Source organism: Actinoplanes sp. NPDC020271 (assembly GCF_044388125.1).
GTDB lineage: Bacteria > Actinomycetota > Actinomycetes > Mycobacteriales > Micromonosporaceae > Actinoplanes.
The window spans coordinates 185,928-197,669 of the sequence record NZ_JBIRWQ010000013.1 but is presented as its reverse complement, the minus strand read 5'-3'; the positions used below and the strand labels follow the sequence as shown (position 1 = coordinate 197,669).

Here is an 11,742-nt window from a genome sequence, read left to right as displayed (position 1 = left end):
AGGTTGACCGCTGAGTTGATCAATTTTGCGAAATCCACGATCGTTGTCAACTCGCGTATTCCGGGATGTCACGGTGTGTAGACCTCGGCCACCCCGGTGACGATGCCACCGGCCGTCGTCACCTGGGCCAGACCACCGCCTTTCAGCCGCTCAGCGAGCTGGTCAGCGGTGATCTTGCAGGTGCCGACGGTCACCGGGTCGCCGGCGCAGCGCTCCGGGTCGTCGAACGTGCCGCTGAGCTTCGGGGTGGCGGAAGTCGGCAACGTCACTGTCATGCGGCTGTCCTCGGTGACCCATTCGCGCTCGCACGGCGCATCCGAGGAGGGCTTCAGGGCGAACGTCTTGCAGTACTGCTCGCCCGACATGAACAGCACCGGTTCGACGACCAGGGACTTCGACTTCGGGAAGTAGGCGTGCACCTTGACGACGGACTTGCCGTAGTCATGCCGTACGTCGAAGAACGTGGTCTTTGTCGGGGTGGCGGCCGAAGGCGCCACCGTGGACGAGATCGGCCGGATCTCGGCGCGCGCCACCACCGCGGCCGCGGCCTGCTCGGCGTCGGTGTCCGGGGTGACGCCGAAGGCCACCTTGCCGGCGAGCAGACTGGGGTCGTCGAGACTCGCGTCGAGCAGGGCCGATCCGTCGACCGTGACGGCAGCTCGCGGGCCGAGCAGGGTCAGCGCGACAGTGTGGACCTTGCCGACGGCGAACAGGTCGGTGGCCTTCTCGGCCAGCGTGGTGGTCTGCACGGCACCTTGGTGGCGCAGGCGCACCCGGTTCGAGCAGAGATCCAGCCAGTACGCCCCGTCACCGGTCGCGCGGAACGACACCGTGGCACACGAGTGGGCGGCGGTGACGGTCACGTCGACGGTGATCGCCTGGTCACCGGCGAACGTCGCGGTCGCGCCCGGGCACTCGATGCCCACCCCGGGCGTCGTCATGACCAGCCCGCTCGTGCCGAACGCGCAGCGCCCGCCGTAGTCGTCGGTCGAGTTCTTCCACTGGCCCGGCCGGTTCAGCGCGTCGATCACCCATGGGCCGCGCACCGCGCCCGGAACCGGCATCGACGGCTGCGCGGGCAGGACGGGCAGGCTCTCCTGCGTCGGCGGCAGCGGTTCCGGCTCGGACCGGCTGCCCAGGTAGAGCCCGGTCACCGCCATCAGCGTCGCGGCCACCGCGGTGACGGCGATGATCGTCCGGCCGCGACGCCGGCGCGGGACCGGCGCACCCGCGCGGTGGCCGCCGGAGACGTACCGGCCGGACTGCTGCGCGGCCTCCGCGGCCTGACGCAGCCGCGGGTCGAGCGTGTGCCCGCGGCTGTGCGACCGGTTGTCGGCGTGCTGCGCGAGCAACAGATTCAGCAACTCGTGGGCGGTCGGGCGCTCGGCCGGGTCCTTGGCGAGAGTCTGCGCGACCAGTTCGGCGAGCGGGCCGGACATGCCGGTCAGGTCGGGCGGCTGGGTCAGGATCTTGGCGGCGGTGGCCCCCGGCGAATCGGCGCGGAACGGGGTGCGGCCGGTTCCCGCGTACGCGATCACGGCGCCCCACGCGAACACGTCCGCGGCCGGTGTGATCTCCCGGTCGACGCCGTCGAACCGTTCCGGGGCCATGTAGGCGACCGTGCCGACCATCTCGTCCGGGCGGGTGTGCTGGCTGGTCACCTCGAGGGCCCGGGCGATCCCGAAGTCGATCACCTTGGGAGCACCGAGGGCGAGCAGCACGTTGCGCGGCTTCAGGTCACGATGGATGACCCCGGCGCCGTGGATCGCGGTGAGTGCGGTGGCCACCCCGACCGCGACGCTGTGCAGGCGGCTGTCGGTCATCGGGCCGTCGCGCTGGATCACCTCCTCCAGGCTCGGGCCGTCGACGAACTCGACCACCAAATACGGCGTACGGTGCTCGGGGTCGGCGTCCAGGACCGCGGCGGTGCAGAACGGCGGGACCTGACTGGCCCGCTTCACCTCGCTGCGGAAGCGCCCGCGGAACTCCTCCTCGTGCGCGTACTCCGGCTTGATGACCTTGACGGCGACCTGCGGCCCGTCGGCGCGACGGCCCAGGAAGACCGATCCCATGCCGCCCTCGCCGAGCCGGGCCAGCAGCTCGTAACCACCCAGGGATCGCGGATCGCCGGGGCGCAACGGGCTTCTCATCGGGCCAGACCTATCCAAGGTTGTGGACATGAACGGGCCACAGCGTACGCGGGTGATGAGTTCCGACGCCCGCGGCCGTCATACCTGCGACAGGAGCTGACGAGGCGGAAGGATCACGGCATGAGTGCGGACACGCGGCTGGAGGAGCGGACAGTGAGCGAGTGGGACGGAACCGGCGAGCCGGCGTTCACCGGGCTGGCCGAACGGCACCGGCGCGATCTGCACAAGCACTGCTACCAGGCGTACGAGATCACCGCACCGGCAATGGTGCCTTGATTACGCCGGATGGAATCGGCTGTCCGGTAGGCTGCCGGCGTAGCCGTGGCCTCGACCGGGTACGTCGTTACGCCGATGCATAGGACTGGCAGCGAACCGCATGTTGCCCGGGCTGGGGGTGCCTCCGACGTGGTCGAGTCGTTTGCGGCGTCACGCCAGGCAGTAGCGGACACCGGCCTCGGCGCGAGCGCTGAACCGACGTTCGACCGGCTTGCCGGGCTGGTCCGGGTCCTGCTCGACGTTCCGGTGGCGGTGGTGGCCCTGTTCGACGCTGAGCAGCATTTCTTTCCCGGCGCGGCCGGATTGGCCGAGCCCTGGGCGAGTTCGCGGCGGACCCCGCTGAGCCACGCGCTGTACCGGCCGGCTGACTTGCGGCAGGGTCCCGTCGTCGTCCCGGATGCCCGCACCGATGCTCGATGCGCTGACCATCCGGCTGTCGTCTCGCTGGGGGTCGGCGGTTACGCGGCAATGCCGCTGACCGACACCACCGGCACGGTTGTAGGGGCACTGTGCGCCATCGACCACCGGCGGCGAGCTTGGTCCGAGACGGAGCTGTCCCTGCTGTCCGATGCCGCGCTGGCCTGTTCGGACAGTTTGCGATTGCGGATCGCGAACCGGCACGCCGAAGTCCGCAGCGCCGCCGCGACCGTGGCCAGCCGCCAGGCTCAGGCCGTCTCCGCACGCGGCGAACTCCTGCTCAAAGCCAGCGTTCTGCTGGCCCGGGCGCGCACCGTCGCTGACACCGTCGACGCGGTCGCGCAGCTGACCTCCCCAGTGTTCGACCCGGCCCTCATCGGCATGGTCCTGCTCGACGACGAGCACCGGCTGCGGGTGTTCGGCGCGGACGGGCTTCCCGGCGATGTCGGGTCCCGCTGGGTCAGCTTCCCCAGTTCGGCGCCGCTACCGGCCGCGACAGCGTTTCGCACCGGCCAACTGCTGTCGTTGCCCGACCCGGCAGCCATCGCCACCGAGTTCCCCCAACTCGCCGACGAGTTCGCCGCCCTCGGCTGGAAAGCCGTCGCCTGCCAGCCGCTGCCTGGCGTCCACGGCACCCTCGGTGTCCTCACCCTGTCCTGGAGCCACCCCCAGCACCTGAACGCAGAGCAACGCAGCATCATCGTCACCGTCGCCGGATACGTCGGGCAGGCGCTGCAACGTATCGCCCACCTCGACGCGCAATACACTGCCGCCCGCACTCTGCAACAGGCCCTGCTCACCCCCCTGCCGGACACCACGACGCTGCGGCTGTCCGCTCGCTACCTGCCCGCCCACCACGGCGATCTGGTCGGCGGCGACTGGTACGACGCGATCCCGCTCAGCGGCGACCGGCTCGCGCTGGTCATCGGCGACGTGTCCGGCCACAACCTCACCGCCGCCTCCGCCATGAGTGAGCTGCGCAGCATGGTCCGAGGCCTGCTCATCGATCGGCCCGACACGCCCTCGGCCGTCCTGGAACGCCTCGACCACGCCAATCAGGCCCTCGGCGCGAACATCATCGCCACCGCGATCATCGTCTACCTGGACCCGCAACCCAACGGCGGTTACCGGGTGCAATGGTCCAACGCCGGGCATCCGGCGCCGACCCTCGTCACCGCGGACAATCAGGTTGCCACCCTGCCGGGGACGGACCCGTTGCTCGGCGCCCGGCACCGCCGCACCCGGATCACCCATCACCACGTGCTCGCGCCCGGTGCCACCCTGCTGCTGCACACCGACGGCCTCGTCGAAACGCGGGACGCCAGCATCGACGAGGGCATCATCCATCTGCACCGGCTGCTCACCAGCCATCGCGACCCGGCAACGTTCGCCGACGTGCTCGCCGGCGACGCCAACACCCGCACACGCGAAGACGACGTCGCCTTCATCCTCGCCACCGCGGTACCGGTGGCGGTCCGGCACATGAGCGCCGCCACGGCCGAAGGGGAAACCAGCGACCGCAACTGACCGGCGACGTGCTGGAGCGTCGTCGGCGGTCAGTTTGCTCTCCTGCCCTCATCAGCGCGTCTGCTCCTCGCGGCGCCGGCTTCAGCTGTCGGCACCTCGCGTGGCACCAGTGCCCGGGACCCTCCCGGGGGCCCAGCCCCGCAATGTGGCGTGCACGGCTGAGTCGAAACCGAAATCCGCAGTAGTGCTGTCAAGCGCCCCTGCCAGCTGGAGGGACACGAGTCCGTGCAGCGTGACCCAGAGAGACACGGCGATAGCGGTCGAATCGCCGTCGAGCGCCGACGTCGCCAGTCCTCGGCCGATCGCGTCGAGGAGCGGGCGGACCGGGTCGCCGGTGCCCGCCGGGCCCGATGGGTCGAACGACTGGATGCCGCCGAACAGGACCGCATAGAGGTGGCGGTGGTCGAGTGCCCACTTCCGGTAGGACTGGGCGAGCGCGTAGATGTCGGCGAGCGGATCGGCGCCGGTGGGGACGTCTGACATCTCCGCGAACAGTCCGCTGACCGCTCTGTTGCGCACCTCGCCGATCAACGCATCCTTACTGCCGAACAGCGTGTAGACCGCTGCGGTTGCCGCGCCGGCCGCCGCTGCGAGGGCGCGAACGCTGATCGACTCGCTGGGGCGGGTGGCCAGCATCTCGGTGGCGGTCTCGATCAGCCGGTCTTTCACCGCGTCGTCGTTGGTTCTCGGCCTGCCCACGATTCCCAGCCTAAGGCCCCGCCGTCAACCTTCGTCGCCGGGAGGTACCCGTGTCGGAAGTTTTGATACGGTGTTTCAAAACACTGTTCCGAAACCAATGGAGGTCCGCATGCGACGAGTTCTGGTCCGCGCCGCTCGCCTGAGCCCGGGCGTGGCCACCTTCGCCGGGCTGGTCGTCGTCTTCCTCGCGCTGATCGTGGCAACCGACGGAGCCGGCGGCGGACTCGTTGCCTGGCTGCCGCTCTTCCTCATGGCGACGGCGGCCACGCTCTGGCTCGGCCGTCGCCGCCGGCACACCGGGCGAATTCAACTCAAGTGGCTGCTGCCCGTGGCGGCCGCCGCGGCGCTGACCATCACCGTTTGCATCCCCACCGTCCCCACTCACCGGCGCTACCCCACCGACCTGCCATTCGTCGCTGTCGAACACTGGCGACTCGCCACCGGAAGCCGAGTCGCCGTCTACCACTACCCACCCGCCCCCGGCTCCCCGCGCCGCCTGAATCCGCTGGTGTATCTGCACGGCGGCCCGATCCGTGGCATCTCCCTGCTCGACCACGCCTTCCTCCGGCTGCTGGCACGACAGGGCTACGACGTCTACGCCTACGAACAGGCCGGCGGAGGACGCAGCGACCTGCTTCCCATGGCGCAGTACACCATCGACCGGCTGGTGACCGACCTCGGGGCGTTCATCGACCGCCTGGGCCACGGGCAGGTCGACGTACTCGGGTTCTCCTCGGGCGCGATCGTGCTCACCCGCGGCTTGGCCAACCCCGGGCTCGCTGCCCGCGTACACCGGGCGATCATCGCCGAGCCAGGCCCGATGGACGGCCCCACCGCCCGGGTCGACGGACACCCCGGCCGACCGTCGGCCCGCGGCATCGCCCCCGGTCCGGCCGGCCCGCGGTCCACGTACACGCCCCGATACGGCGTTGCCTTCGGCCTCATGCGCCTCGGACTACTCGGACTCGACAACAGCTTGATAGGCCAGTCCGAAGCAGCCAATGCCTTCACGGCCGCCGACCTCGGCAGCGACACCGCATCCGCCTACTGCGCACCCGACGCCCACCGCATCCCGGCCGAGGACAGCCCCCAGAACTTCTCCTTCAACGCCGCCGCCAGCCTCCGGGTCCAGCAGACACTCAGAGACTCACCATCCCTGGCACCGCAACTGCGCCTGTCCCGCACCCCGGCGCTGCTGATGATCGCCGAATGCTCCGCGCAGATCCGCCAGTGGGAGACCACCGTCCTGGCCACCGACCCCGCCATCGAACGAACCCAGTACATGCCGAACGTCGGGCACCACATGTGGAACGGCCTCGACGACAACAATCAACGGGCCGCCACCGTCATCACCGCCTTCCTCGAAGATCAGCCGGGGCCGCTGCCGAACTACCCGACACGCACCGACATCCCTGCTTTCCTTCAAGACCGCCGATGACAGCTGACTGTTGCGTGGCCGTCGGTTCCTGCGCGATCCGATCGCTGCACAAGGCCACTGCCTCGGGCACCGGCCGACGTACGCTCCCACCGATCGTCGATCGACCGGGGAGCTATGTGGACGGCGGGATGGTCGTAGACTGCGGCGTGAAAGATCATGAATGCTTGCCTGAACGGGGAGACAAGTTCACATGCGTGGGAAGATTCCCGCCGGCGTCACGCTGGCACTGGCCGCCCTGCTGATCCCGGCGGCCCCGGCGGTGGCCCGGACCGCGTCGCCGAGTCCGGCGGTCACAGCAGCGGTGACCTGCCAGACGGTCGTGGTCTACAAGGATGTCCGGGCTCTCGTCACCATCGACCTGGAGACCGCCTCCGACACCAGGGTGCGGTTGCTGGCCAATCAGATTCTGGCCGCGGCGACGGCGAACTCGCTGACCGGTCTGCCCTCCACCCTTCAGCAGAAGCTGGACGGTACGCCGGATGAGCTGCGTGCGTTCCTCCGGAGCGGCGTGCTGCCGGCGTGGGCGACCGACCTGCGGATCGCCGTGCTCCGGACGCTGGCCAACGCCGGCGCCAACGCGCAGACGGCAGCGCAGGCGGCCCTCGACGCGGAGACCGTCGACGCCTACCTGACCTACCTCAACCACGGCTGGTACGTTGCCCGGGCCTCCGATGCCGGGTCGGTCGTGGTGTACAAGGATGTCCGGGCTCTCGTCACCATCGACCTGGAGACCGCCTCCGACACCAGGGTGCGGTTGCTGGCCAATCAGATTCTGGCCGCGGCGACGGCGAACTCGCTGACCGGTCTGCCCTCCACCCTTCAGCAGAAGCTGGACGGTACGCCGGATGAGCTGCGTGCGTTCCTCCGGAGCGGCGTGCTGCCGGCGTGGGCGACCGACCTGCGGATCGCCGTGCTCCGGACGCTGGCCAACGCCGGCGCCAATGTGCAGACGGCAGCGCAGGCGGCCCTCGACGCGGAGACCGTCGACGCCTATCTGACCTACCTCAACCACGGCTGGTTCGTGGCCCGCGCGCAGGACTGCGTGATCTGATCGGTGGAGCCGGCCGCACCCCGGTCAGGTGCGGCCGGCTCCACCGGGCCATCTACTGCCTCGGTGGCGGTGCATCGGGAAGCCCGGCTTCGACTCGCCACGCGCTCGGATCGAACGAGCCGGAATCTCGACGGGCGTGCCCAGGCGCCGCAGCCTGCCGGGCACCAATCGCCGCGCGCTCGGATCGAACGAGCCGGAATCTCGACGGGCGTGCCCAGGCGCCGCAGCCTGCCCGGCACCAACTCATGAGCGCGCCGACGAACCCGCGCACCCCGGCGTTGGTGGTGGCGAATGTGTGTGCTCGGCACCGGACAGGGCGACCGTGGTGAGGGAGTCACTGACTGATGGCCTGCCAGCGGCGTTGGATCGTGACGGTGGTTCCGGTGGCCGTGGGGACGACTCGGACGTCACCGAAGGCGCTCATCAACAGGCCACCGCGGCCACGGTCGCGCGTGGCCGGCCTGGCCCGCCACCCTCCGAAGTCTCGTACCGTGACCAGGACCGTGCCGTCGAGGACCCGCATCTCGACCTCCACTTCCGGCCGGCTGGGCTGCTGGGCGTGCTCCACCGCGTTGTTGACCGCCTCGGATGCGGCCACCTGCAGGTCGTACAGCAGATCAGGGTCGATTTTGTGGTCCTTGAGCGCGGCGCGAAGGTCGCGGCGCAGCATGGTGGACGCGGATCGCTCCAGCGGGTACGACCAGGTGACGTGCAGGTCGGGCACTTCGGCGACCAGAGGTGCGTCCCGCAGGGGCCGGCGGCGTAGGACGAGAGCCGCGATGTCGTCGCGCTGCGGGGCGGGTCGGCCGGCCAGCACGGCATCGAGCAGCGCGGTGGCTGAGGTGCCCGCGGCGTACAACTGCCGGTTCTGGCGTTGCAGCCGGTCGAGCCCGACGTCGATGGGGGAGGGGAAGTTCTCGACCAGGCCGTCGGTGTAGAGCAGCAACTGGCCGCCCGGCGGCAGAAGACCCGCGTTCTGCCGGTACGAGGCGCGGCGCAGACCGAGTGGTGGCCCGACGGTGCCCTGCATCAGGTGGGTGTCCCGGTCCGGGCCGGAGTACACCGGAAGGGGATGGCCGGCGCTGCACCAGGTGAAGTCGCCGGTGTCCGGACGCAGATGAAGCACTAACAGAGTGGCCATCGTCGGCGTACCGAGGCGGGTGAGCAGCTCGGCCACCCGGGTGATGACGGTCGCCGGCGCCGCGTCCTCGACCGCGTACGCGCGGACGGCGTTGCGTACCTGGCCGGTCATGACCGCGGCGCCCAGCCCGTGACCGGCTACGTCACCGATGCTGAGCACGGTGCCGCCGTCAGGCAGCACCACGGCGTCGTACCAGTCCCCTCCGACATGCCCGGCGGCCGGCTGGTAGGCCGCCTGCAGTTCCCAGCCGTCCAGGGTGGGCAGGCCCTCGGGCAGGGTGGTCTGCTGCAGGGTCAGCGCGAGCTGGCGGTCGTGGTCGAGTTGCCAGCCGGTCTGTGCCAGCGAGGCGAGCATGTTGGCCATCGGTTCGAGCAGGTCGCGATCTTGATGGGCGGGCCGGCGCGACGGGTCGATCAGCACGGTGAGGGTGCCGATCGGTTCGCCGTCGCGGCCGCGGATCACGGCCCGCACGGTGCCGGGTGCGTCGGCCGCCACGTCGTCCGTGCCGGAGGTGAATCGCAACGCGGGCCGTTGGTCGCTGCCGGTGACCACGACTTCGGCCGCGGTACCTTCCAGCAGGGCCCGCGCCTGCTCCGTGACGGCTTGGAACGCTTCCTCGAGGGCGCGACCGGACGCGATCACCGCCGCGGTGTCGGCGAGCGCGGACAGTTGCCTGGTGTGCACGGCGCGGACCCGGGCCAGCCGCAGGGTGTTACGGACCCGCGCCACCAGCTCTGCTGCCGAGAAGGGCTTTACCACGTAGTCGTCGGCCCCGGCTTCCAGGCCTTCCACCCCGGACTCGTTGCCGGCTCGGGCGGACAGCATCATCACCGGCAGTGCCCGGGTGGTCTCGTCGGCGCGGACCGCTCGTACGAGGGCGAAGCCGTCCATGCGGGGCATCATCACGTCGGTGAGCAGCAGGTCCGGCGGGAAGCGGTGGATCGCCTCCAGGGCGGCGCGCCCGTCCGCGACCACGTCGACCTGCCAGCCCTCGCCGCTGAGCAGCCGCCTCAGGTAAGCGCGCATGTCGCTGTTGTCGTCCGCGACGAGGATTCGCGCCGTGCCCGTCTCGCTCGGCGCCGGTGGCTCGGGCGGGCCCTGCGGCCCGGCGGGAGGCACGTCCAGCCAGCGGGCGGCTTCTCGCGCCGCTGCCTGCGCGGCCGACATGTCCGGCAGCGGTTCCACGGCCGTGGCCTGCACCAGTGGCATGGTCACCGTGAACGTCGTACCGGCACCAGGGGTGCTCTCGGCAGTCACGTCACCGCCGTGCAGCCGGGCAAGTTCGCGGACCAGCGCCAGTCCGATCCCACTTCCCTCGTGACTGCGTGACTGCACACCCCGGACGCGGTGGAAACGGTCGAACAGCCGGGGCAGATCGTCGGCGGCGATACCGATGCCGGTGTCGGCGACAATCAGCCGTACCGTGGTGGCGTCGGCCTCCAGACGTACCCGGATCTCACCGACGAACGTGAACTTCAACGCGTTCGACACCAGGTTGGTGACGATCTTCTCCCAGTTGACCGGGTCGACGGCCACCGTGTGCGGCAGCGGCGGGCACTCCACCACCAGCCGCAGGTCGGCGCGTTCGACTGCCGCCCGGAAGACCCCGGCGAGCTCGGCGGTATAGCGGGCGAGGTCGATCGGTCGTGGCTGGTGCTGCGCCCGGCCGGCCTCCACGCTGGAGAATGTCAAGAGATCGTTGACCAGCGCGAGCAGCCGGTCGGCGCTGCGCAGGGCGATCTCCGTCCGGTCCCGTTGGGCCGGCCCGAGCGGTTCGGCGGCGTCCGCGAGGGCGTCCGTCAAGGGGCCCATCATCAACGTCAGCGGGGTGCGGAACTCGTGGCTGACGTTGGTGAAGAAGTCGGTCTTGACCCGGTCCAGTTCGGCGAGCGCGGCGGCGCGGTCGCGCTCCTGCTGGTAGGCCTGAGCGTTGCGCACCGCCACGGCCACCTGCTGCGCGAGCAGGGAGAGGAAGGACCGGTACGTCTCGTCCAGGCCGCGGCTCGGGCTGACGCCGGCCAGCAGCACGCCCAGCGGCTGCGACCGTTCGGCGGACGGCAGCGGAACAGCCACCGCGGTACGGACCGGATCCTCCCAGGCGCCGCCGGTCACGGCGAGCCGCTCGGCGACGTCCTCGATGTCGACGCCGCCGCCGGCCGCGACATGCAGACGCCACCCGTCCGCCTCCGGGCTGACGACCGGAGGCAGCACCGCGCCGGAGTCCTCGACCCCGACAGCCGCGGCACGGCGCAGCACCGCGCCGTCGCGCAGATAGATGGCGGCGAACGGCACGTCGAGCCGGTGCTCGCCGATCACCGAACAGAGCTGCGCACAGACCTGGTCGACGCCGGCCGTCCGGCCACCGGCCGGCACGGCCAGGTCACGCAGCAGGCGAAGCCGGCGCTCGCCGACCACCTGCTCGGTGACCTCGCTGCACACAGCGAGGATGCCGGCGGTGGTGCCGTCGTCGTCGCGGGCGGGCGCGTGCGAGACACTGAAGTACGCCTCCTCGCGGTAGCCCGACCGGTCCAGTGCCAGTTGCAGCGCCGGGACCCAGCTGGCCACGCCGGTCGTCGTGGCGTCGAGGATCAACGGTTCCAGGACGTCCCAGCCTTCGGCGAGGGTCACCCGTACATCGTGACCCAGTGCATCAGGGTGTTTGTCGCCGATCAACGCGGAGTAGGCATCGTTGTAGAGCTGGGTGTAACGCGGCCCCCACAGCAGGAGCATCGGATAGCGGGAGGACAGCACGATACGGACTGCTGCCCGCATGCTTTGCGACCAGGTCTCGACCGGACCGACGTCTGTGGCCGACCAGTCGAGCCGGCTCATCAGATGACCGGTGGCGCCGCCACCGGCGAAGAGATCGTCCGTCACGGGTCAACGCTACCCAGGTGAGCCCGAGGCAATACTGACAGGTCGAGCGTGCTTGACCTCCGGCCTTGCCCCGGCCGCGAGGTGTCAGGCCTCGGTTGACGGAGGTTCTGACAGCTGGTTTCCAGGGGCGCGGTCACCTGCCGGTGGTGTGCAAGCGCGATGATGA

7 protein-coding genes are annotated in these 11,742 nt (G+C 70.3%); 4 read left to right on the top strand and 3 right to left on the bottom strand.

What is annotated here, in order from left to right; translation table 11 throughout:
• Window positions 1–68: 68 nt before the first annotated feature.
• Complete coding sequence (locus tag ACH442_RS27320; RefSeq protein WP_396340954.1) at window positions 69–2,150, bottom strand: serine/threonine protein kinase; 2,082 nt, start codon at window positions 2,148–2,150, stop codon at window positions 69–71.
• 120 nt (window positions 2,151–2,270) lie between these two features.
• Here ACH442_RS27320 and ACH442_RS27315 point away from each other — a divergent pair, with 120 nt between their 5' ends.
• Both ACH442_RS27315 and ACH442_RS27310 read left to right on the top strand, forming a co-directional pair.
• A complete protein-coding gene (locus ACH442_RS27315) occupies window positions 2,271–2,426 on the top strand; it encodes a hypothetical protein (RefSeq protein ID WP_396340952.1) in 156 nt (51 codons plus the stop codon).
• A 129-nt stretch (window positions 2,427–2,555) separates the two neighbouring features.
• Window positions 2,556–4,370 (top strand): GAF domain-containing SpoIIE family protein phosphatase, encoded by a 1,815-nt coding sequence (locus ACH442_RS27310; protein WP_396340951.1) that lies wholly within the window; start codon window positions 2,556–2,558, stop codon window positions 4,368–4,370.
• Between the two features lie 81 nt (window positions 4,371–4,451).
• Here ACH442_RS27310 and ACH442_RS27305 read toward each other — a convergent pair whose 3' ends face one another.
• The gene (locus ACH442_RS27305) at window positions 4,452–5,039 is read right to left on the bottom strand and encodes a TetR-like C-terminal domain-containing protein (RefSeq protein ID WP_396340950.1); all 588 of its coding nucleotides are present in this window, start codon (window positions 5,037–5,039) and stop codon (window positions 4,452–4,454) included.
• A 139-nt stretch (window positions 5,040–5,178) separates the two neighbouring features.
• Here ACH442_RS27305 and ACH442_RS27300 point away from each other — a divergent pair, with 139 nt between their 5' ends.
• The gene (locus tag ACH442_RS27300; protein WP_396340949.1) at window positions 5,179–6,507 is read left to right on the top strand and encodes an alpha/beta fold hydrolase; all 1,329 of its coding nucleotides are present in this window, start codon (window positions 5,179–5,181) and stop codon (window positions 6,505–6,507) included.
• A 190-nt stretch (window positions 6,508–6,697) separates the two neighbouring features.
• Window positions 6,698–7,558: an ALF repeat-containing protein gene (locus ACH442_RS27295; protein WP_396340948.1), complete on the top strand. Its 861-nt coding sequence runs from the start codon at window positions 6,698–6,700 to the stop codon at window positions 7,556–7,558.
• A 334-nt stretch (window positions 7,559–7,892) separates the two neighbouring features.
• Here ACH442_RS27295 and ACH442_RS27290 read toward each other — a convergent pair whose 3' ends face one another.
• A complete protein-coding gene (locus tag ACH442_RS27290; RefSeq protein WP_396340947.1) occupies window positions 7,893–11,576 on the bottom strand; it encodes a SpoIIE family protein phosphatase in 3,684 nt (1,227 codons plus the stop codon).
• Between the last annotated feature and the right edge of the window lie 166 nt (window positions 11,577–11,742).

What these genes read in the sequence shown, in the direction of transcription:
- ACH442_RS27320 (WP_396340954.1), bottom strand. Translation starts at nt 2,150, where the DNA reads ATGAGAAGCCCGTTGCGCCCCGGCGATCCGCGATCCCTGGGTGGTTAC.
- ACH442_RS27315 (WP_396340952.1), top strand. Translation starts at nt 2,271, where the DNA reads ATGAGTGCGGACACGCGGCTGGAGGAGCGGACAGTGAGCGAGTGGGAC.
- ACH442_RS27300 (WP_396340949.1), top strand. Translation starts at nt 5,179, where the DNA reads ATGCGACGAGTTCTGGTCCGCGCCGCTCGCCTGAGCCCGGGCGTGGCC.
- ACH442_RS27295 (WP_396340948.1), top strand. Translation starts at nt 6,698, where the DNA reads ATGCGTGGGAAGATTCCCGCCGGCGTCACGCTGGCACTGGCCGCCCTG.